Annotated in this window: 21 protein-coding genes; 14 read left to right on the top strand and 7 right to left on the bottom strand. The window is 42.7% G+C overall.

The genetic code is table 11. The features are described from left to right. The first annotated feature begins 250 nt into the window (after positions 1-250). From JFY49_RS00320 to ahr, 12 genes are all read left to right on the top strand, one after another. The gene (locus JFY49_RS00320) at positions 251-1,321 is read left to right on the top strand and encodes a polysaccharide biosynthesis/export family protein (RefSeq protein ID WP_200224773.1); all 1,071 of its coding nucleotides are present in this window, start codon (positions 251-253) and stop codon (positions 1,319-1,321) included. A 2-nt stretch (positions 1,322-1,323) separates the two neighbouring features. Then, entirely contained in the window at positions 1,324-1,752 is a 429-nt protein-coding gene (locus JFY49_RS00315; protein WP_180182899.1) for a low molecular weight protein-tyrosine-phosphatase, read from the top strand. A 31-nt stretch (positions 1,753-1,783) separates the two neighbouring features. Continuing rightward, the gene (locus JFY49_RS00310) at positions 1,784-3,982 is read left to right on the top strand and encodes a polysaccharide biosynthesis tyrosine autokinase (RefSeq protein ID WP_200223422.1); all 2,199 of its coding nucleotides are present in this window, start codon (positions 1,784-1,786) and stop codon (positions 3,980-3,982) included. 245 nt (positions 3,983-4,227) lie between these two features. Beyond that, positions 4,228-4,941, top strand: a complete 714-nt coding sequence (locus JFY49_RS00305; protein ID WP_200223421.1) for an FKBP-type peptidyl-prolyl cis-trans isomerase — start codon at positions 4,228-4,230, stop codon at positions 4,939-4,941. A gap of 54 nt (positions 4,942-4,995) precedes the next feature. Further along, on the top strand, positions 4,996-5,688 hold the full coding sequence (locus JFY49_RS00300) for an FKBP-type peptidyl-prolyl cis-trans isomerase (protein ID WP_200223420.1): 693 nt from the start codon (positions 4,996-4,998) through the stop codon (positions 5,686-5,688). 194 nt (positions 5,689-5,882) lie between these two features. Continuing rightward, positions 5,883-6,623, top strand: coding sequence for a dienelactone hydrolase family protein (locus tag JFY49_RS00295; protein WP_200223419.1), 741 nt, complete (start codon positions 5,883-5,885; stop codon positions 6,621-6,623). Between the two features lie 51 nt (positions 6,624-6,674). Further along, positions 6,675-7,034: an HIT family protein gene (locus JFY49_RS00290; RefSeq protein WP_078191628.1), complete on the top strand. Its 360-nt coding sequence runs from the start codon at positions 6,675-6,677 to the stop codon at positions 7,032-7,034. A 153-nt stretch (positions 7,035-7,187) separates the two neighbouring features. Then, complete coding sequence (gene mutY / locus JFY49_RS00285; RefSeq protein ID WP_200223418.1) at positions 7,188-8,234, top strand: A/G-specific adenine glycosylase; 1,047 nt, start codon at positions 7,188-7,190, stop codon at positions 8,232-8,234. A gap of 67 nt (positions 8,235-8,301) precedes the next feature. Next, entirely contained in the window at positions 8,302-8,829 is a 528-nt protein-coding gene (locus JFY49_RS00280) for a M23 family metallopeptidase (RefSeq protein ID WP_168379469.1), read from the top strand. Between the two features lie 15 nt (positions 8,830-8,844). Continuing rightward, on the top strand, positions 8,845-9,090 hold the full coding sequence (locus JFY49_RS00275) for a hypothetical protein (protein ID WP_200223417.1): 246 nt from the start codon (positions 8,845-8,847) through the stop codon (positions 9,088-9,090). Between the two features lie 19 nt (positions 9,091-9,109). Continuing rightward, positions 9,110-9,679 (top strand): DNA-3-methyladenine glycosylase I, encoded by a 570-nt coding sequence (locus JFY49_RS00270; protein WP_200223415.1) that lies wholly within the window; start codon positions 9,110-9,112, stop codon positions 9,677-9,679. Between the two features lie 24 nt (positions 9,680-9,703). Then, the gene (ahr, locus tag JFY49_RS00265) at positions 9,704-10,726 is read left to right on the top strand and encodes an NADPH-dependent aldehyde reductase Ahr (RefSeq protein WP_180022938.1); all 1,023 of its coding nucleotides are present in this window, start codon (positions 9,704-9,706) and stop codon (positions 10,724-10,726) included. Positions 10,727-10,797: 71 nt separating this feature from the next. On the opposite strand, the gene JFY49_RS00260 is transcribed toward ahr, so the two are convergent. Next, complete coding sequence (locus JFY49_RS00260) at positions 10,798-12,234, bottom strand: PLP-dependent aminotransferase family protein (protein ID WP_200223414.1); 1,437 nt, start codon at positions 12,232-12,234, stop codon at positions 10,798-10,800. A gap of 107 nt (positions 12,235-12,341) precedes the next feature. Between JFY49_RS00260 and JFY49_RS00255 the strand changes: the two genes are divergently transcribed. Beyond that, on the top strand, positions 12,342-12,737 hold the full coding sequence (locus JFY49_RS00255; RefSeq protein WP_227609498.1) for a hypothetical protein: 396 nt from the start codon (positions 12,342-12,344) through the stop codon (positions 12,735-12,737). Between the two features lie 48 nt (positions 12,738-12,785). Here the strand turns inward: JFY49_RS00255 and JFY49_RS00250 are convergent, their stop codons facing one another. Continuing rightward, positions 12,786-13,430: an START domain-containing protein gene (locus tag JFY49_RS00250; RefSeq protein ID WP_200223412.1), complete on the bottom strand. Its 645-nt coding sequence runs from the start codon at positions 13,428-13,430 to the stop codon at positions 12,786-12,788. 58 nt (positions 13,431-13,488) lie between these two features. After that, on the bottom strand, positions 13,489-14,310 hold the full coding sequence (gene dapB / locus JFY49_RS00245) for a 4-hydroxy-tetrahydrodipicolinate reductase (RefSeq protein ID WP_086196765.1): 822 nt from the start codon (positions 14,308-14,310) through the stop codon (positions 13,489-13,491). A 277-nt stretch (positions 14,311-14,587) separates the two neighbouring features. On the opposite strand from dapB, the gene JFY49_RS00240 reads away from it, so the two are divergent. Further along, positions 14,588-14,836 (top strand): hypothetical protein, encoded by a 249-nt coding sequence (locus JFY49_RS00240; RefSeq protein WP_180043872.1) that lies wholly within the window; start codon positions 14,588-14,590, stop codon positions 14,834-14,836. A gap of 62 nt (positions 14,837-14,898) precedes the next feature. On the opposite strand, the gene dnaJ is transcribed toward JFY49_RS00240, so the two are convergent. The 4 genes from dnaJ to JFY49_RS00220 all read right to left on the bottom strand — a co-directional run bounded on the left by dnaJ (position 14,899) and on the right by JFY49_RS00220 (position 20,894). Next, on the bottom strand, positions 14,899-16,011 hold the full coding sequence (dnaJ, locus tag JFY49_RS00235) for a molecular chaperone DnaJ (RefSeq protein WP_180043870.1): 1,113 nt from the start codon (positions 16,009-16,011) through the stop codon (positions 14,899-14,901). A gap of 107 nt (positions 16,012-16,118) precedes the next feature. Further along, positions 16,119-16,496 (bottom strand): hypothetical protein, encoded by a 378-nt coding sequence (locus tag JFY49_RS00230; RefSeq protein ID WP_086176574.1) that lies wholly within the window; start codon positions 16,494-16,496, stop codon positions 16,119-16,121. A 133-nt stretch (positions 16,497-16,629) separates the two neighbouring features. Beyond that, a complete protein-coding gene (locus JFY49_RS00225; protein WP_200223411.1) occupies positions 16,630-19,779 on the bottom strand; it encodes an efflux RND transporter permease subunit in 3,150 nt (1,049 codons plus the stop codon). Beyond that, on the bottom strand, positions 19,776-20,894 hold the full coding sequence (locus JFY49_RS00220; protein ID WP_200223410.1) for an efflux RND transporter periplasmic adaptor subunit: 1,119 nt from the start codon (positions 20,892-20,894) through the stop codon (positions 19,776-19,778). Before JFY49_RS00220 ends, JFY49_RS00225 begins: the two co-directional genes overlap by 4 nt. Positions 20,895-21,011: the final 117 nt, after the last annotated feature.

Below are 21,011 nucleotides of genomic sequence, written 5' to 3'. Positions count from 1 at the left end.
CACAGATCAAATCTATGATCCTTTTTCTATATGCTATTTTGTTAGGATCAAAGTCTCAGGTGCATATTTTATATTTTATAAAAAACCTAATGGAATTACGTTTTAAAACATCAATAGCTATATTAAATAGCACGAATAGTATAGAATTTTGCAGTCTGAAACGTACAATTAGGGTTCATTGGCCCGTTCAAAAACATTCAAATTTATAAATAGGATTTATATTCGAGTGAATTACTATCGTTATAGCGTTATGCTGGTTTTGAGTTTAGGAATTACAGGATGTGCAATGACCCCTGGACTTCAGACATATGATTTACCACAACAAGGTTCTTACCAAACAGATCAAGGTGCTGAATTAAATGTTGTACCTTTAACACAAAATAATATTCCTGCTATATCTCAAGCAAATTCACAAAATTTTGATCAAATTCAAACACTATTTCAGCATCAGCAATCCATATATAAATTAAGTGCAGGTGATGTTCTATCGATCCAACTCTGGGCTTATCCCGAAATTACACCACCAATTCAAGATGCAACTAATGTAAAAGCTGTTGGTTATCCCATTGACCCAAACGGTAATGTACAGCTTCCTTTAGTCGGGTCAGTTAAAATTGCTGGGAAAACGCTTGCTCAAGCGAATACATATTTGCGTAGTCAATTTAGTAAATATTTAAAACACCCAGATGTGGTCGTCAGAGTGTTATCTTACGAAGGCAAAAGATACTTCGTAAATGGTCAAGTACTTAAAAGTGGCCAATACACTTTAAATGATCAACCAATCAGCCTCTATACCGCACTAGGTCAAGCCGGTGGTATTGATACCAAAACTGGCGACACCACTAATATTCAACTTATTCGAAATGGTGCTACGTATAATTTAAATACCATTCAACTCGAAAAAAATGGTTTATCACTACATAATTTATTAATTCGCCCGAATGACACAATTTTTGTAAATACAAAACAAGATCAAAAACTTTATGTCATGGGTGAATCAAGTAAAAGCCAAGCGATTAACTTACGTGATCAAGGCATGTCTTTAAGTGATGTATTGGGTGAAAGTGAAGGGATCAACCCTTACTCAGCTAGTGCAGCTAGAATTTATGTGATGCGTACAGATTTAGATCAGAAGCAGTCAACTATCTATCACTTAAATTTGAGTAGTATTGGTAATCTAGCATTAGCCAATCAATTTTCCATGAAAAAGAATGACATTGTTTACATTGATGCAACTGGCTTGACTCGTTGGCAGCGTGTCGTCAATCAAATCATTCCATTCTCAAGCGCACTTTATAGTTTTGATCAGCTTGGAAAATAATTATGGCATTTAAAAATATACTCGTTGTCTGTGTCGGAAATATTTGCCGTAGCCCGATGGCAGAATATTTCCTGAAAATGAATTGCCCAAATCAACAGATTGAATCTGCAGGATTATCCGCAATGGTCGGACATCAAGCAGATGAAAAAGCAATCCATTGTATGGACCAGTTCAATATTGATATGCGTCCACATATTGCAAAACAAATCAATGCATCCTTAATTAAGCAAGCAGATTTAATTCTAGTGATGAGCACAAATCAGGCTCAACATATAGAAAAACAATGGCCGTTTGCAAAAGGCAAAGTCTTTCGATTAGGACATTGGCAAGGAAAAAATGTTCCTGACCCTTATCAACACGATCAAGACTTTTTTAATGAATCCTGCAAAAACATAAGCAAATATGTTCAGGATTGGTTGCCACATTTTTAATATAAATTATTGAATAATCAGTTGTTAAACTATGACTCAAACCTCAAAAACTGAAGAAGATACTATTGATTTAAAAGTGCTCTTTTTTTCTCTGATTGCTCAATGGAAAATTATTGCTCTTTGCATCATATTAAGTTTAATCTGTGCACTACTCTATATTCGAACCACACCTTCCATATATTCTACGGATGCTTTAGTTCAAGTCGAAGATGGCAAAAGTGCTGCGTCTGCCGCATTACTAGGTGAACTCAAAGAAGTCTCGGGCGGCCTCGGTCAAAAATCCCCTGCAGATGCAGAGATTGAGATCTTAAATTCTCGTATGGTGTTAGGTAAAGTGATTGATGACCTCAATCTGAACATCAGTATCAAAGATCAAAATAATAGCTTCTTTAAAAAACTTCTATCTTCAGAAAAAGGTCAATTGAAATTTGATGGCCAGGGCGTTAGTTATAGCACCAAGCAACATAATTTTTTAGTTAAAGAGTTTGATGTTCCAGATTATTATTTGGATAAAAAACTCACTTTAGATTTCAAAGCAGACTCTAAATTTACCTTAAGTCATAAAGATCAGGTGATCTTTGAAGGTCGTTTAAATCAACTGAATCAATTTGTTGACGGCTATGGAGCTTGGAAAATTAATATTTCAAGTACACAGCCATTTGAACACGCTTTTATATTATCTAAACTCTCACTGCCTTCTGCTGTCAAAAATTTAAAATTAAATTATGGCGTAGCTGAAAAAGGGAAAATGACAGGTGTCATTGGTTTAAATTATGCTGGAGAAGATAAACAGCACATTACCAATGTACTGAATCATATTTTAGAAATTTATCATCAACAAAATATTGAGCGTAAATCTTTAGAATCCAAACAAACCCTCAATTTCTTGGATCAACAACTCCCTGAATTAAAGCAACAACTTGAACAGTCTGAAATTAAATTCAATGAATTTCGTGAAAAATACAATACTGTAGATGTCACTCAAGAAGCTGAACTCATGCTCAAACAAAATATTGAGCTTGAAAAAATGCGCATTGAGTTAAAACAGAAACAAGCTGAGTTGTCTGCTAAATATACACCTGATCATCCTTTAATGGCTGAAATTAATGCACAGGTAAATTCTTTAAATCAAAAGACTCAAGAATTAAACAAGTCCATTAAACAACTCCCAGAAACACAGCGCTTATACTTACAACTTTATCGTGATGTCAAAGTAAATACTGAGCTTTACACATCGCTTCTTAACAGCTATCAACAGCTTAAAATTGCAAATGCTGGTGAAATTGGCAATGTCCGTATCATCGACACGGCTGTTGAACCTGAAAAACCAATTAAGCCGAAAAAATTAATTGTTCTGATTTTATCGTTATTTGTAGGCGGTTTTATTGGTGTATTAATTGCTCTTGTTCGTAACATGTTGCGCTCAGGAATTAAAGATTCTTCAGAAATTGAAAACAATCTGGATCTTCCTGTTTATGCCACTGTACCACGTTCGCCTGTTCAAGAAAGCCGTATTAAACTCTTGAAGAAGAAGAAAACAATTCCAGTTCTTGCAGTTAAAAATAGCGATGATATTGCAATTGAAAGTTTGCGCAGTATGCGTACTGCTATTCACTTTGCACTGTCATCTGCAAAAAATAACCTGATCATGATTTCGGGGCCTGCACCAGAAGTCGGTAAATCGTTTATTTCTACCAACTTGGCAACTATTCTTGCGCAAAGCGATAAACGTGTTTTAATTATTGATGCCGATTTACGTCGTGGTTATTTGAACAAATACTTCAATCATGACAACCAACCAGGTCTTTCTGAATATTTAAATGGTCAGCGTGATCTAGACAGCATCATTAAAACCACTGAAATTCCAAATTTAAGTGTTATTACTCGCGGTAAGAGCCCTTCTAACCCATCTGAGCTTTTAAGTTCTGGTAAATTCAAAGAATTCTTAGATTTGATTTCACAGATGTTTGATCATGTGATCATTGATACCCCTCCTGTACTTGCGGTGACAGACGGTATCATTATTTCGCAATTTACTGGTGTGAATTTGGTGATTGCTCGTTATGCGAAAACTCAGTTAAAAGAACTAGAGTTAACCGTGAACCGCTTTGAACAAGTGGGTGTGAAGGTCAATGGTATTATTCTAAACGACATTCAACGTAGCTCCGCAGGCTATGGTTATGGCTATAACTATTCTTATGGTTATAAAGCTTCAAAAGATCAAGACTGATTCAAGCTCTTTCAAAAAGCCACCGAATACGGTGGCTTTTTTTATTTTCGAAATTTATGTTGCATGCATCTTTCTGTATAAAAAATGTTTTATATATTCATACCGTTATAGTATAAAAATAAGAACATGACTATGATGATCTTTCCTGCACCTTACCTGATCATAGAGATAGGTAAGCGTTGAACAGGAAAAGTCTGCTAGAATTTCAGCAACTTTTTACATATAAAATAATTGTGGGAAAATATATGAGTAAGGCCCTACCTATCGCTGTCGCTGTATTACTCGGCGGTGCCGCACTTGTTCCTGTTTACTATGCAACTAAAACGCCTGCTACGCAATCAGCAACATCAACTCAACCAGCTGCAAATGCTTCTGCTGTCGCTAAAATTAGTTATGCACTTGGTTATGAAGTTGCCCATCAAACGCCTCCAGAATTAGATATTGATAGCTTTGTCACTGGCGTTCGTGCGGGTCATGCTCGTGCAAAACCAGCATATACTGAAGAAGAATTACAAAAAGCATATACTGAGTTCCAGCAAGAAATGCAAAACAAGCAGCTCGAAAGCAATAAGCAAACACAAAGTAGCAGCGATAATTTCTTAACAGAAAACAAAAGCAAAGCTGGGGTTAAAACTACAGCTTCTGGTTTACAGTACCTAACAACGAAAGAAGGTACAGGTAAACAACCGCAAGCCACATCAGTTGTTAAAGTTCACTACACAGGTAAGTTAGTGGATGGCACAGTATTTGATAGTTCAGTACAGCGCGGCGAGCCAATTGAATTCCCGTTGAACCAAGTAATTCCGGGTTGGACCGAAGGTCTACAGTTAATGAAGGAAGGTGGCAAAGCTACTTTATATATTCCCTCAAACCTAGGTTATGGTGCTCAAGGTGTTCCAGGAACAATTCCACCGAACAGTACTTTAATTTTTGATGTAGAACTCATTGAAGTTAAATAATAAAACCGCTACAGGAGAGCTTTTCGCTCTCCTGCTTTATTTTGAGACTCGGTCATGAAATTACAGATCAGTATGTTGTGTTTGGCACTCTGCTCAAGCACTGTATTTGCCAAAGATGTCAGTAATAAAAGTAGTGCTGCAGAACAAGTGGGTTATAGTTTTGGTTATTTAATGGGACGCAGTAATGCTGAATCCATTAAGGATTTGGATATTGATGCATTTGTTGCAGGTTTAAAGGCAGCATCTAAAGGTCAAGCTTCGTCATTAACAGATGAAGAAATGACCCGTGCCTTAACCCAATATAAAAAGCAAACCGAAGCGAAACAACTGATTGAACTGAAGCAAAAAGCGGATGCGAATGCCACCATTGGTTCAGCTTTCCTTGCTGAAAATGCCAAAAAACAGGGCATTCAGGTCACGAAATCTGGCCTGCAGTATCAAGTCATTCAAGGCGGCAAAGGTAAGTCACCCAAAGCCAATTCAACAGTGAAAGTTCACTATGAAGGGCGCTTAATTGATGGCACTGTTTTTGATAGTTCAATTGCACGTAACCAACCTGCGATGTTCCAAGTGAGTCAAGTCATTCAGGGTTGGACAGAAGGTCTACAGTTGATGAAAGAAGGTGCAAAATATCGCTTCTTCATTCCTGCAAATTTAGGCTATGGTCAAATTGGTTCAGCAGATGTCATTGAGCCAAACAGCACGCTGATTTTTGATGTAGAGCTCATTGAAGTTCTCCCGAAATAACAATACTCCATTCAGGAGCATCGACAAATCTCGGTGCTCCTCAATATTTCTTCTTTCCATTATTTTCTTTTACAATTTTTTTGATTGATTTGACTTAAAATTCACATTGATATCTTATATTTATTTCACAAAAACTATTTTCCCCTTTATTTTAAATCTTCATTAACTGCGTAGCCGCACATAAGGATTTGACCATGACTGTTAAAATTAAGACGCGCGAAATTCAATATACAGCAGCGGATGGAACTCAACTTTTTGGCTATTTTGCTGCTCCAGAGTCAGACACTGCGGTCGCAGGTGTTTTAGTTGCCCCTGAATGGTGGGGACGCAATGAATATACCGAACAACGTGCGCGTGAATTGGCAGAACAAGGCTATGCGGCTTTAGCGCTGGACATGTATGGTGACAAAAAAGTCACCACAGATGCCAAGCAAGCTTATGAATGGATGATGCAGACTTTTGATCATGCCGACACCATCGTGACCCGTGCGTCGGCTGCATTACACACTTTGGCACAGCAAAAAGAAGTAAATGCAGATAAACTCGCAGCTATAGGCTTTTGCTATGGCGGAAAAGTCGTGCTGGATTTAGCGCGTTCAGGTGCTGCATTAAAAGCTGTGGTGACCTTCCATGCAACACTTGCTACAGCGACTCCTGCACAAACAGGACAAGTCCAAGCAGAGATTTTAGTACAACATGGTGAGCTCGACTCGATGGTGAGCTTAGATGATGTTGCGACCTTTAGAAATGAAATGGATGCTGCCCAAGTGCAGTATCAAATCAATATTTTTGAAGGCGCAAAACACGGCTTTAGCAACCCGATGGCGGATGAACGTGCCAAAGCCAACGGCGTAGATTTAGCTTATAACGCTGCTGCAGAACAGCAAAGCTTAGCAGCCATGTATGCCTTGTTAGCACGCCAGCTTGGTTCTTAAAGCCATAAGAACCAATAACAATATTTAATTTATAAAAATGAGGAGAGCACAATGACAGAACTCAATTGTCCATATTGCAATTTTGACGAATATGACGTGATTGCAAAAAATGATTTTGGTGTTGTACTTCCTGAACCACATACACTGTCTAAAGGGCATGCTGTCATTGTCCCGCTACGTCACGTTGGTTCTTTTTTTGAAATTACTGATAAAGAACGTAAAAGTTTAATGTCCTTACTTGAACAAGCGCGTAATGAATTAAATTTACGCTATCAACCTACAGGCTTTCATATTGGGTTTAATGATGGACAAGTTTTTGGCGAAGCCACTGAACATGTGCATATTCACATTATTCCACGTTATGAAAACCAAACATTGGCGCTTGATACCCGCTGGGGCTTTAAAAGCTAAACTTTAAATTTACACTCACTAAGGAGCTTCGGCTCCTTTTTTGATAGCCGCTATTTTTGCATTTCCCCTGATATACAGTTTTCGTTTTGAACAAAAAGAATGACTATTGAAAGATGTATACTAGGCAGGTTTTTTCAATTTTGACTGTATTGCATGTTTAACTTTTCTGATGCCCTTCTCGACTGGTTTGATGTCCATGGTCGTCATGACTTACCGTGGCAAGTGAAGGATGACCCTTACAAAGTGTGGGTTTCAGAAATTATGCTGCAACAGACTCAAGTCAAAACCGTCTTACAATATTTTGATCGATTTATTCAACGATTTCCGACTGTTGAAGATTTAGGCCATGCTTCTTGGGATGATGTGGCGCCCTATTGGGCTGGCTTAGGCTACTATGCACGGGCTCGGAACTTACACAAAGCCGCGGGTATTGTTGCACGTCAGGGACATTTTCCAAGCAATCTTGAGCAGTGGATGGAACTACCGGGCATCGGGCCGTCTACCGCGGGTGCGCTGATGTCTTTGGGTTTAAGACAATATGGCGTGATTATGGACGGCAACGTCAAGCGAGTATTGTCTCGTTTCTTTGCTATAGAAGATGATTTATCGAAACCTGTACATGAACGGGCCATGTGGCAACTGGCGACAGAGCTCTGCCCCACTGAACGCAACCACGATTATACCCAAGCGATTATGGATCTTGGTGCAACGGTATGCACGCCGAAAAAACCGCTTTGTTTATATTGTCCCATGCAACAGCACTGCAAAGCACATGCACAAGGTTTAGAGACTGAATTACCTTATAAAAAGCCTAAAAAGCCTGTTCCAGTGAAAGAGGCTCAAGTCATGCTGATTCAATCTGCAGGAGAATGGCTGTGGATACAACGTCCGAATAGCGGGCTATGGGGTGGTCTGTGGTGTTTACCTATTTTTGATCAACCCCATGAGTTTCAATCCCTCACTCAACAGCTTGGTCTGAAACCTACCGCCACTCAAGTGCAAATATCACATAGCTTTACCCACTTTACTTGGCTTTTAGAGGCTACTGTATTTACCGTTGCTGCCGAGCAAAAAGAGCATTTAGCGATTGAATGCAATGCACAGTGGTATACCCCGATACAAGCTACTGCACTCGGTATTCCAACCGCCATGAAAAAACTCATTTCTACGCTAGAACTCAAAAGCCATTCTATGCCATAGTTTTGAACTGCTCATCAATTGAATAGGGACAAATGTGACTCAAGGATTTTTTCAGCTTCGCAAAGGGTTGTTCGGCGGTATTGGTTTTATTTTGCTTTTACTCAGCGCCTGTACGTCGACTCCACCCAAACCATCAGGCAGTACATTGCCTGCTCATGAAGTGAAAAAATTACAAAACATGCGTTTATCCAATCAATTGCCTGTTCCTGTTCATCAAGTCAAACGAAGTGCGCTCAAGGATACTTGGGGCGCAGCGCGTAGCCAAGGACGAAGTCACGAAGGCATTGATATTATTGTTCCACGTGGAACAAAAGTCCTCAGTGCTACAGAAGGTTTAGTTGCTGACTTACGTAATAACAATTTGGGTGGTAAAGTGATATGGATTATGGGGCCCGCAGGTTCTTGGCATTATTATGCGCATCTTGATGGTCATAAACGTGGCTTAAATGTCGGCGACTATGTCAAAAAAGGTGATGTCATTGGCTATGTAGGTAATACTGGCAATGCTCGACATACTGCACCACATTTGCATTACGGCATTTACTTGGGTGGTAAAGGTCGCAATGCCGTTAACCCCTATCCGTATTTACGTTAATTTTAGGAAACATACATGTCAGAAGCGTTGATCAATCGTCTGGTGGAATTTGCAGAATCTGGTAATCAACAAAAAATCAGCCTCAATGGACAGTCTTATCAGGGCTGGATCATGGAGATCACTGAAGAAGCATTACTCATCAGCACCGGCTACGCAGACAAATCAGGTAAAGATGTATGGATTCAATTTGCCGATCTCGATCAAGCGGAACTGTTGTATTGGGACAATAAAAGCGATCAATGGACTGTCTTTAAAATTTAAGTCAAAAGGAGCATTCAACATGACGATACAACGCTGTGCTTGGTGCTCCGAAGATCCTTTGTATATTGCCTACCACGACACTGAGTGGGCTAAACCTAGTTTTGATGAGCAGCATCTCTTTGAAATGCTGTGTCTTGAAGGACAACAAGCGGGGCTGTCTTGGATCACTGTACTGAAAAAGCGGGCTTGTTATCAGCAGCATTTTTTTCAATATCCCATTGCCGAAATTGCAGCGTTGAGTGACCTACAATTACAAGAAAAATTACAAGATTCAGGTTTGATTCGCCATATCGGCAAACTCACTGCCATTCGAGATAATGCAAAAGCATGGCAACAGTTAAAAGCCCAAGGGATTCATCCTGTGGAATTTCTTTGGAATTTTGTCGAAGGACACATTGCCAATAATGATGTAGTTGAATATCGCAGCGCCCCTGCACAAACCGCTCAAAGTCAGGCCATGTCCAAAGCATTAAAAAAGAATGGTTTTAAATTTGTCGGCCCAACGACTTGCTATGCTCTGATGCAAGCCATTGGCATGGTCAATGATCATGAAAATCACTGTGACTTTAAATACACGTACGAAGAATGACCTCAAAACATAAAGGATAGAATAATGAGTGACAATACAATCCACGCCTATGCAGCAATGAACAGTGGTGAAGCCCTTGTTCCCTACCAATTTGATGCAGGTGAATTACAAGCCCATCAGGTTGAAGTCAAAGTCGAGTATTGCGGTCTTTGTCACTCAGATATTTCTATTATCCAAAATGATTGGAAATCTTCGGTTTATCCTGTGGTCCCAGGGCATGAAGTGATTGGAACCATTACCCAACTCGGCAGCGAAGCCAAAGGACTGAAAATCGGACAACGTGTGGGCATAGGCTGGACAGCAGAAAGTTGTCAACACTGTGACCCATGTATCGATGGTCGCCAAGTGCAATGTACTGGAACCAAGACAGCGACAATCGTCGGTCATGCAGGTGGCTTTGCCGACAAAGTCCGTGCTGGCTGGCAATGGGTTATTCCGCTTCCAGATGATCTTGATCCAACCAGTGCTGGTCCTCTGCTCTGCGGCGGGATTACGGTATTTGATCCCATTTTACAGCACCAAATTCAGGCCATTCACCATGTTGCCGTGATCGGCATTGGTGGTTTAGGTCATATGGCGATTAAACTGCTCAAAGCTTGGGGCTGTGAAATTACCGCATTCAGCTCAAACTTAGATAAAACCGATGAACTTAAAGCTATGGGGGCTGACCATGTGGTGAATAGTCGTGATCTTGCCGCGATTAAAGCACAACGTGGTAAGTTCAATTTAATTTTAAGCACGGTCAATGTGACGTTGGATTGGCAAGCCTATCTTTCAACTTTGGCACCGAATGGAAGCGTTCACATGCTCGGCCTAGCACTTGAGCCGATGCAAATCCCCGCAGGTATGCTGATCAGTGGTGCTAAATCTGTCACTGGCTCATCAACAGGCTCTCCTGCAGCACTGCGTGAATTACTTCGATTCGCCGCACGTCAAAATATTGCACCTCAAATTGAAATGTATCCAATGTCTCAGGTGAATGAAGCGATTGAACGTTTGCATTCAGGAAACGTGCGTTATCGTATCGTGTTGAAAGCTGATTTTTAACGGCAAAAATCTAAGCCCAAAAAGCCTGCTGCATGCAGGCTTTTTTTTGTATGCTTTATGGACTCATTAATCTAGATGACATTTGTGTTTCTGCATTCCTTACGCACCCAATCTGCAAGCAACAAAATGGCCTGCTGAATATCTACAGACAACTCATGCCCGGCATTTAGACGAATACAGTTGTTATAACGATTGTCCTCACCAAAAATTAAACCTGGCACAATGTTGATGCCATGTTTTTGCGCATGGTAATACAGCGCCAAACTGTCTATTTGTTCAGGCATCTGCAACCACAGTGCATAACTGCCTTGAGGCCGATTTAGACGGATATCAACCCCTTGAAAAGCATCGTAAATATACTGACGATACTGCTCGACTTGCACCATTAATTTAGGACGCAATTCAGCAAGATGTTGGCGATACGCACGACTAAAAATCAAATCGGCAAGTCCTAACTGCAAAGGCGTATTCACCGAATCATTTTGCAAAAGTAATTTGGGACGCAAATGTTGCAAATGTGGTGGAAGACAAAACCACCCCACCCGATAAGAAGGCGATAAAGATTTTGAAATCGACCCACAATAGATCACATAGCCCGCCCGATCCCAATATTTGATAGGCAATGGTCGCTTTGCATTGAAACTACACTCAACATAAATATCATCTTCAATCACATAACATTGATATTTTTCAGCCAGTTGTGCAATTCGTTCCTTATCTTCATTACTTAAACAAAAACCCAAAGGATTTTGAAAATTTGCAGTCAATAAGCATACTTTCGCGCCTGAATCCCGCATCGCCTGCTCTAAACGATCTAAATCAAAACCTTCCGTATTGGCAGGAATTTCAACAATTTTCCGCTTCAATAAAGCCAATAATTGCAATTGCCCGTTATAGTTCGGCGTCGGAACAATGACACTCTCCCCTTCCGCACTCAGATTTTGCAACATCACTGACAAAGCAGGCATACAACCATTGCCGATGTAAATATCATCCTTAGGCATGTAAAAACCATCTTCAGCCCAATGTGCCGACAAAGCTTCACGCAATTGTGGATGACCTTGCCGATTGTTATATAAAAAATCTTCTGGTTTACAATGCTTTAATGCCCTTTGGATTGAACGTCTGATTGCTTCAACAGGAACAAAATTTGGGGACAACTGAATTGAACCCAAATGAATCAGGCGACTATTTGCAGATGCTTCATGGATCTGAATTTGCAATTCTAAATTCGAAATTTCACGTGGTCGGGAATCAAAATCAGGATGATTCGGCACGGCAATTTGCTGGGCTTTCTGTGAGGATTGTACAAAATAACCAGACTTTTCTTTGACATAAATCAGGCCTTTGGCTTCAAGTAATTCATAGCAGCGTTTCGCGGTATTTAAACTGATCTGATGCTGCTGTGAAAATTGACGTAGCGCATAAAGACGCTGCCCTGCGGCCAATTCACCACTATAAATTTTCTGTGCCAACTGCTGCGCAAGCTGCTGATATTGAAAAGCCATCTGTACCCTTTTTTTAATCATTTTTGTATCTGTACCCATTAAGTTAACAGATTTAATCTGAATGCATCAGGTTGATATCTCAAAAATAACGATAGGGGGACAATTAAATGAATGACTTCACGCAGTTTCGAGCAGGTCTAATCATCTTCAGCACACTCACGCTTATGGCGTGCCAACCCCAACAGCACACTCAAGCTCAAAGCCAGCAAAATTTTATCTGTAAATCTTTAATTCAAGGTTTTTTGAGTGCCCAAAAACTGACGCAATATGAACTTGAGCAGATCCAACCGATCACTAGCGGCGGGTTACATCAGCAGCTATATATTTATAAAGCCAAATCTGAAAACGGCATGAATATCATGCCGCAGCAAGCCAAACTTCGCTTTGCCTGTGAACAAATGACTGCGCGGCAATTTCAAATTAAGTTACATCCGCATCCATTTCCAGAACAGACCTTACTCAACACAGCACATGCAGCAGTTGACTGCATTTCGTCTGCCTGAGATGCAAAGTCATTGATCGTTCATATTGAACTGAATCATTACTGGTGCTTATTTTAAAATTTCGGGAAAGGTTGCAATAGTTTTGCTTTTACCCAACTGCACTTTCATTTTTTGTAGCATTTGATAAGGCTGCTGCTGCACGAACATATTCACGAAACTGAGCGGAATGGAACCTTCCGGATTGGCATAGCCATAGGTCGACACTTTGACTTTTTGATTGCCTAAACGCTGGAAGGTCCAATCGCCCTCATAGTCGGTGAGGCGTACATAATTGGGATTGATCGGATAACCTTTTTTCACCGCTTTATTTTGGATGCTAATGATGCCTTGTGCATCTTTACGCATTTTGCCTTGTACCACCAAATCACGGTCTTTTAAGGGAAAAGGAAAATCCAGCACCATATATAAACTGAATTCACCTTTTTGGTCATCACGGGATAAGACTTTGACACTGCCCATATAAGGGACCCAATTCACTGCATTTTCCACATCTAAAATCAGGGAAACCGCTTTTTCAATGGGCACATCAAAACTGGTTTCAGCTTTGTATTGAAAGACAGGATTTTGAGCATTTTGGTAGGTCCAAACTTTAATATTATTCTTGTGAATACTGAGCTTGGCATTATCGACAGGTTTAGCCTGTGCAGCAGCCAAACAGGCTACGGCACAAGCCATCAAGATCACTTTTTTCATTCCGTTGAGCTTCTTATTTTAATTTTGTTGTATTGTTATAAATGATTTTGACGATTTTTTATACCTGAATATCGTTAAAACCCAGTACGTCTTTCATATCATATTTGCATGCTTCGCGACCCACGACCCATGCTGCGGCACGAACGGCCCCTGCGGCAAAGTTCATACGGTTGGTGGCTTTATGGGTAATTTCCACACGTTCGCCTTCACCAATAAACATCACTGTGTGTTCACCGACGATGTCACCACCACGAATCGTTTCAAAACCAATGGTTTGACGATCACGCGGGCCAGTATGACCTTCACGGCCATACACCGCGACTTCTTTTAAGTTACGGCCTAAAGTATCGGCAATGGCTTCGCCCATCATCAGTGCTGTACCTGACGGTGCATCGACCTTATGACGGTGATGTGCTTCGATCACTTCAATATCGACTGTATCACCAAACACTTTAGATGCCAGTTCTAACAGTTTAATGGAAACATTCACGCCAACCGAATAGTTGGCAGCATAAACAACAGGAGTTTGCGTTGCGCTGTCATCCAGATAGGCTTTTTGTTCATCATTCATGCCAGTGGTACCAATCACAATTGCCACCCCTGCTTCACGGCATAATTTTAAATGCTGAGCAGTTGCAACTGGTGCAGTAAAATCAATCACCACGTCACAGTCTTGCAAAACTTCTTGCAGACTACCTACCACTTTTACACCCACAGCACCAATACCGGCAAGCTCACCTGCATCTGCACCAATCAGGCTGCTTTCAGGGCGTTCAACTGCTGCTGCAAGCTGGTAACCTGCTTCTTTAACGGCCTGAATAAGGATGCGTCCCATACGACCGCCTGCACCCAATACACCAATGCGTGGAGCTGCTGACATAACATATTCCCAATGTTGATTTTAAATTGTTCTTACTATATCAAAACTATGTACCGAGACTAAGTTTCAGCCTGAAATTTTTTATTTAAAAAGAAACCGGTCATGATGAATGTTTATGCCAAAGCACGATGTAATGGCTCAACCCCGACCGGTTGCTGTATTGAAAGTTCAGCATTAAAAATAAATGATTTTGCTGCTGATTTTCATCTCCCTGTAAACATCTCTGCGCAGACTACGCAACACGAGTGATCAAAAGATGAATTATAAGGAAATCAACATGCATTCGAAAAAAATCGCATTAACCGTTTTTATGGCAACCATCGTCAGCACAGCGTGGGCAGAACCGGCAATCCAAGCGGGAGATACTTTGGAAAGCTTATCACAAGTCAAAATAAATATTCGTACCCATAGCTCTACACCGGCTCAAGCTGAAACTAATCCGGCAGCGACCAAGCAAGAACCGGCTGGCGAAGCAGCAACGCAATCGGTAGATGTCGAAGCTATTGACAAACCAATCATCGAATAAGCGCTTATAAAAAAAGGGGGGAATATTCAATATTCCCCCCTTTTTTTAAACTGTGTCTGAAATTAATCAAACAGACCGAAGAACGATTTTTTCTTAGGCGATGATTTGCTGTCCTCACCATCCATCGTTTCTTGCAATTCTTTTAACAGCTCACGTTGACGCGCAGTCAAATTCACCGGAGTTTCGACCACTACGCGGCAAAGCAAGTCACCCTGCATGCTGGTACGTACCGGTTTAACCCCTTTACCACGCAAGCGGAACAGTTTGCCGGTTTGAGTTCCCTCAGGAATTTTCAGGCTGACACGGCCATCCAGGGTTGGAATCTGGATTTCTTTACCCAATGCAGCATCGGCAATAGATACCGGCACATCCATATACAGGTCGGCACCGTCACGCTGGAAGATGTCATGCTCGCGCACCACCACTTCAACATATAAGTCACCAGACTGGCCGTCACGAATCGCTTCACCCTTACCGGTTAAACGTACGCGGTCGCCATTGTCCACACCAGCAGGAATAGTCACTTCAAGGGTTTGCTGACGGTTTTTTACACCAGAACCATGACAGGTATTACATGGGTTCTTGATGATTTTACCCTGACCGCGACAGGTGCTACAAGTTTGCTGAACAGAGAAGAAACCTTGCTGCATACGCACTTGACCTGTACCATGACAGGTTTTACAGGTTTCAACATCGTTCGGATTTTTAGAGCCTTTACCATCACAGTCCTCACACGGTGCAGGTGCAGTAAAAGTAATGGTTTTTTTCACGCCTTTGACCGCTTCTTCAAGGGTCAATTCCATCACGTAACGCAGGTCTGATCCGCGACGTGCACGTTGCTGACCACGGCCACCACCGCCACCAAATGCGCCACCAAAGATGTCGCCAAACTGACTAAAAATGTCTTCAGTGCTGAAACCACCACCGAAGCCACCACCACCCATGCCGCCTTCAAAGGCATTGTGCCCCATACGGTCATACATGCTGCGTTTTTCACTGTCGGATAAAATTTCATAAGCTTCGGCAGCTTCTTTAAATTTTTCTTCAGCTTCAGGGTTGTCCGGGTTACGGTCTGGATGATATTTCATCGCCAACTTACGGTAGGCTTTTTTAATTTCATCATCACTAGCGGTTTTAGCGACGCCCAAAACCTCATAATAATCACGTTTAGCCATGTCTGGCGATGCTCCTCACGGAATTTTATTTAATACTTAACTGTGGTGTGAAATTGGGGACAGAAACAAATTTTACAAGGGAAAGAGGGGAAAAAAATTTACTCGGATTAGAAAACGGCTTTATTTTTGAAAAACCGGGAGATTCCTTTCAGCCAGGCATTCAACAGGAATAAGAAGGCAATCATGGCGAAAACCACGCCTGCAACGGTACAACCTTTTACCCAAACTGCACTATCCCAATAAAAGAAAATCAGCGGAATAAACCAGAGTGCTGCAAAACATACCAAAATCATATAAATCACAATATTACGCATGATCCAGAGGGCTTGGGCTTCAAGCCAGACCTCCACTTCATCCACTTGTGTAACTTTACGCGCAAACCAATAAGCAAATATGCCACTAATCACAGTAAATAACGCGAAAAACATCAAGACATAGGAAATCGCAACGGAACGGCGAAGTCGGCTTAAGTTGTCTTGCTTCATGTGCGTTTCAACCCCATTTACCGCATGTTTAGAGTTTTAATATGCAGTAAATTGCTTGAGAAAAATGTATACAAATATTAGGTGCTACTATATTGAAGTTTTCAACGTTTCGCACCTGATTATTGTCAAAAAATTACTCCGTTTGGCTATTTTTTTTCACTTTAAACCATTGTGCATACAATGCCGGTAAAAAGAACAGCGTCAACAGGGTCGCCACAATCAAGCCCCCCATAATCGCCACCGCCATCGGACCAAAGAAAATACTGCGGGAGAGTGGAATCATCGCCAATACTGCGGCCAGGGCGGTCAGCACAATCGGGCGGCAACGACGTACGGTTGCATCGATAATGGCATTCCAAGGATCATGTCCAGCCTGAATGTCCTGTTCAATCTGGTCAATCAGGATTAAAGAATTGCGCATGATCATGCCTGACAGGGCAATGGTTCCCAGCATTGCCACAAAACCAAAAGGTTTATTCAGCAATAACAGAAACAGTACAACTCCAATCAGGCCTAAAGGTGCGGTCAAAAAGACGATAAATGCACGAGACATACTCTTGAGCTGAATCATCAGCAAGGTCATCACCACTGCCAGGAAGAACGGCATACCGGCATTGACCGAGTTTTGTCCACGAGCCGACTCTTCGACCGTACCGCCCACTTCAACCAGATAACCGCCTGGCAATTCGGCCCGTAGCTGATCCATTTTATCGGCAAGTTGCCCGACCACGGTGGCAGGCTGCAACTTGGTCCGAATATCGGCACGTACGGTAATGGTCGGCAAACGGTTACGATGCCAGATCAGGCCATCTTCAAATTTATATTCAATTTTGGCAATTTGCGCCAGAGGTACAGAACCGCCATTGGCAGTCGGTACGGCCAGACTGGACAAAGATTCCACATTGATGCGTTCGTTCTGGTCTCCACGCAAACGGATTTCAATCAGTTCACGTTTTTCACGATACTGGTTAATCACAGCACCACTGATGGAACTGTTCAGGAATTGTGACAAATCTAAAGTTGATACTCCCATTTGACGGGCGCGATCCTGATCAATATTCAGCTGAATGACCTTACTCGGTTCGCCCCAGTCCAGATGAACATTAGTGGTGTTCGGATTCTCTGCAATGACGGCGGAAACCTTATGTGCCCATTGACGCACCAGATTCAGGTCTTCACCGGAAACGCGATACTGCAATGGATAACCGACAGGCGGACCATTTTCCAACAGCGAGACCCGAGTACGCACATCCGGCAGCAATTTACGGATTTCATGATCTAAAGATTTGCGGATTTCATCGCGGTCATCCAGGGATGAAGCCAAAACCACAAACTGTGCAAAACTGGCTTGTGGCAATTGCTGGTCCAGTGGCAAGTAGAAACGGGTGGAACCCGTGCCGACATAGGCCACATAATTGTCGATGCCTTGTTTGGTCGACAGGAATTTTTCTACCTTTTTCACGGCATTTTCTGTAGCCGTGAGTGATGCCCCTTCTTCCAGCTTTAAATCCACCAAAATTTCAGCCCGGTTAGACGGCGGAAAGAACTGCTGCGGTACCAGTTTAAACATCAGCACCGACAGCACAAAAATACCTACTGTCGTCGCAATCACGGTTTTACGGTAGCTAATACACTGACTCACCCAACCTCTAAATTTTTGATAAAACCTGGTTTGGTAGGGATCATGATGCTCACCGGCATGATGTAGCACAGCTTGCGGTTCGGGTTGCCTGCGTAAGCGCGCCCATAAACGCTGATACCACGGTGCTTTTTGCAGCAGGTCTTGATTAAAATCGGGTAGCAGTTTATCGCCCAGATAGGGGACAAAAAGGACTGCTGCAAACCAAGAAACCACCAAGGCAATCGTCACCACCTGGAAAATGGAACGGGTATATTCACCGGTACTGGACGCAGCAGTAGCAATCGGTAAAAAGCCGGCTGCAGTAATCAGAGTGCCTGTCAGCATGGGAAAAGCCGTGGTTTTCCAGGCAAAACCTGCCGCTTCGAGCCGGCTATAGCCCTGCTCCATTTTTACGGCCATCATTTCAATGGCAATAATGGCGTCATCCACCAATAAACCGAGCGCCAGAATTAAAGCGCCCAGTGAAATTTTATGCAGTCCGACATCGAATAGATTCATGCCGGCAAAGGTCATGGCCAGCACAAGTGGAATGGAAAATGCCACCACCAGACCGGTACGAAAACCCAGGGAAAAGAAGCTGACCAGCAGGACAATAATCACCGCTTCTGCCAGCACTTTCATGAATTCATTGACGCTGCGTTTCACCGCAACTGGTTGGTCGGAAACTTTTTTTAGCTGCATACCCAAAGGCAAAGATTTTTGCAAATGGGCAAATTCAGCTTCTAAATTTTTACCCAAAGCCAGAATGTCGCCACCTTTGCGCATGGATACGGCAATGCCAATCCCATTTTCGCCCATAAAACGCATGCGTGGCTGGGCCGGCTCGCTAAAGCCACGATAAATGTCCGCAACATCACCCAGCTGAATGGTTTTTCCTGCCACCAACAGGGGCATTTGTTTAAGTTCATCAATACTTTTTAATTGACCGCTGACCCGCATCTGAATGCGGTCGGTGCCAGTTTCAAAAAAGCCGGCACTGGCCACGGTATTTTGTTGTTGCAGGGCTTGCTGAATAGTTGTGACCGGAATGCCGAGCTGTACCGCTTTGGTATTGGACAGTTCAATCCAGATTTTCTGGTCTTGCAGGCCTACCAGATTGACCTTGCCGACATCCTTGACCCGTTGCAGTTGCAGTTGCAGACGGTCGGCATATTCCTTCAATATGGCATAGTCATAATCTTTGCCGGTCAGGACATAGATATTTCCAAAGGTATCGCCAAATTCATCATTAAAAAACGGCCCCTGCACCCCACTCGGCAATTGATGCTGGATATCGCCCACTTTTTTGCGCACCTGATACCAGACATCGGGAATCTGGTTTGAGCGCAGCGAATCTTTGGCGACAAATGTCACCAGTGATTCACCGGGACGCGAATAGGCCATGATGCGTTCGTAATTACCGGTACTCATCAACTCCTTTTCGATGCGATCCGTCACCTGCAAGGACACTTCCTGTGCGGTTGCGCCCGGCCAGTAGGTCTGAATCACCATCACCTTAAAGGTAAACGGCGGATCTTCACTTTGGGCCAGTTTGGAATAGGACACAATGCCGACAATGCCGAGTAGCAGCATGAAATAAAGAATCAAGCCTTTATTTTTCAGTGCCCATTCCGACAGGTTAAAGTTCGAGCCTAAATTCATGATGCAGCTCCTGCCTGAATTTTCACGGCACGATTTTCCCGGTCGATCGGCTGGATTTTCTGTTTTTCACGCAATAAATGCACACCGCCAATCACCACATAATCTTGCGGATTCAGACCGGACAATACCGGCACACTGTCACGACCATAGGCTCCCAGGTTCACGGCCACCTTATGAATGGTCTGGTCCGGTTTCACCACCCAGACATAGGCCTGCTGACCATTGGCCGAGACACTGGACAACGGCACACTGAGTACATTGTTTTGGCTATTGTTAAAAAATACCCGCGCACTCTGGCCCAGCTGAATGGCAGCATTGCCTTCACGCAAAGCGACTTTGACACTAAAAGTTCGGGACTGATCGGCTGCCGGAGAAATTTCACGTATATAGCCAGCAAATTTTTCTTCAGGCTTGGACCACAAGGTCACCCATGCTGTCTGACCGACTTTAATCTCTGAAATGGCCTGTTCCGGTACCCCGATCACCACCTCACGATCACCGGCAATCGCCACCTGATAAGCAGCCTGTCCCGCAGCGACCACCTGCCCCACTTCAATGTTACGCGCAGTAATCACGCCATTTTTATTGGCAATCAGCTGGTTATAACCGGTTTGGTTACTCGTAACCTGATAATTGGACTGCGCCTGTTTCAGCGCGGACATCGCTGACTTATACTGATTATCCACCGCATCATATTGCGAACGGCTGACCGCATTCATCGGCAGCAATTGCTTAAAGCGCTGCCGTTCATCTGCGGCAATTTTTGCTGCCGACTGAGCACTTTCCAGTTGAGCTTTTGCTGCATTGAGCTGCAGCTGGGCATCTTTCACATCGAGTTTTGCCAGCACCTGCCCCATCTTGACCTGATCGCCGACATCGACATAACGTTCGATAATCTGTCCGCCCACCCGGAAGGCCAAAGCTGTTTGCTGGCGTGCCTGCACATCTCCGGCATAGCTTTTCTGTTCATTATGAGTACTGTTCGGCTGAGTCACCATCACAAACGGAACCTGTTCTGTTTCGGTTGCCTCCGTGCTGCAGCCCAATAAAGTCACACTGCAAATAATCATCATGCTGACCAGGGCGGTTTTTACTGCAATCTTTACTGTGCTCATGAGGTTGGCTCTTATCTCAAAATGTTTTTTAAGGCAAAATAAGCATTATCTTAAACTGATCGTTTTTTAATTAATATACTTATCGGTACATTAATTGGGAATCGAGGGTCAAATCAA

The organism is Acinetobacter sp. CS-2 (assembly GCF_016599715.1).
Taxonomy (GTDB): Bacteria; Pseudomonadota; Gammaproteobacteria; order Pseudomonadales; family Moraxellaceae; genus Acinetobacter.
The sequence above is the reverse complement of the archived record's forward strand: the minus strand, read 5'-3'. Positions and strand labels throughout refer to the sequence as shown.

Coding starts and splice junctions, on each gene's coding strand:
- JFY49_RS00320 (WP_200224773.1), top strand. CDS start 251: ATGCTGGTTTTGAGTTTAGGAATTACAGGATGTGCAATGACCCCTGGA.
- JFY49_RS00315 (WP_180182899.1), top strand. CDS start 1,324: ATGGCATTTAAAAATATACTCGTTGTCTGTGTCGGAAATATTTGCCGT.
- JFY49_RS00310 (WP_200223422.1), top strand. CDS start 1,784: ATGACTCAAACCTCAAAAACTGAAGAAGATACTATTGATTTAAAAGTG.
- JFY49_RS00305 (WP_200223421.1), top strand. CDS start 4,228: ATGAGTAAGGCCCTACCTATCGCTGTCGCTGTATTACTCGGCGGTGCC.
- JFY49_RS00300 (WP_200223420.1), top strand. CDS start 4,996: ATGAAATTACAGATCAGTATGTTGTGTTTGGCACTCTGCTCAAGCACT.
- JFY49_RS00295 (WP_200223419.1), top strand. CDS start 5,883: ATGACTGTTAAAATTAAGACGCGCGAAATTCAATATACAGCAGCGGAT.
- JFY49_RS00290 (WP_078191628.1), top strand. CDS start 6,675: ATGACAGAACTCAATTGTCCATATTGCAATTTTGACGAATATGACGTG.
- mutY (WP_200223418.1), top strand. CDS start 7,188: ATGTTTAACTTTTCTGATGCCCTTCTCGACTGGTTTGATGTCCATGGT.
- JFY49_RS00275 (WP_200223417.1), top strand. CDS start 8,845: ATGTCAGAAGCGTTGATCAATCGTCTGGTGGAATTTGCAGAATCTGGT.
- JFY49_RS00270 (WP_200223415.1), top strand. CDS start 9,110: ATGACGATACAACGCTGTGCTTGGTGCTCCGAAGATCCTTTGTATATT.
- ahr (WP_180022938.1), top strand. CDS start 9,704: ATGAGTGACAATACAATCCACGCCTATGCAGCAATGAACAGTGGTGAA.
- JFY49_RS00260 (WP_200223414.1), bottom strand. CDS start 12,234: ATGGCTTTTCAATATCAGCAGCTTGCGCAGCAGTTGGCACAGAAAATT.
- JFY49_RS00255 (WP_227609498.1), top strand. CDS start 12,342: ATGAATGACTTCACGCAGTTTCGAGCAGGTCTAATCATCTTCAGCACA.
- JFY49_RS00250 (WP_200223412.1), bottom strand. CDS start 13,430: ATGAAAAAAGTGATCTTGATGGCTTGTGCCGTAGCCTGTTTGGCTGCT.
- dapB (WP_086196765.1), bottom strand. CDS start 14,310: ATGTCAGCAGCTCCACGCATTGGTGTATTGGGTGCAGGCGGTCGTATG.
- JFY49_RS00240 (WP_180043872.1), top strand. CDS start 14,588: ATGCATTCGAAAAAAATCGCATTAACCGTTTTTATGGCAACCATCGTC.
- dnaJ (WP_180043870.1), bottom strand. CDS start 16,011: ATGGCTAAACGTGATTATTATGAGGTTTTGGGCGTCGCTAAAACCGCT.
- JFY49_RS00230 (WP_086176574.1), bottom strand. CDS start 16,496: ATGAAGCAAGACAACTTAAGCCGACTTCGCCGTTCCGTTGCGATTTCC.
- JFY49_RS00225 (WP_200223411.1), bottom strand. CDS start 19,779: ATGAATTTAGGCTCGAACTTTAACCTGTCGGAATGGGCACTGAAAAAT.
- JFY49_RS00220 (WP_200223410.1), bottom strand. CDS start 20,894: ATGAGCACAGTAAAGATTGCAGTAAAAACCGCCCTGGTCAGCATGATG.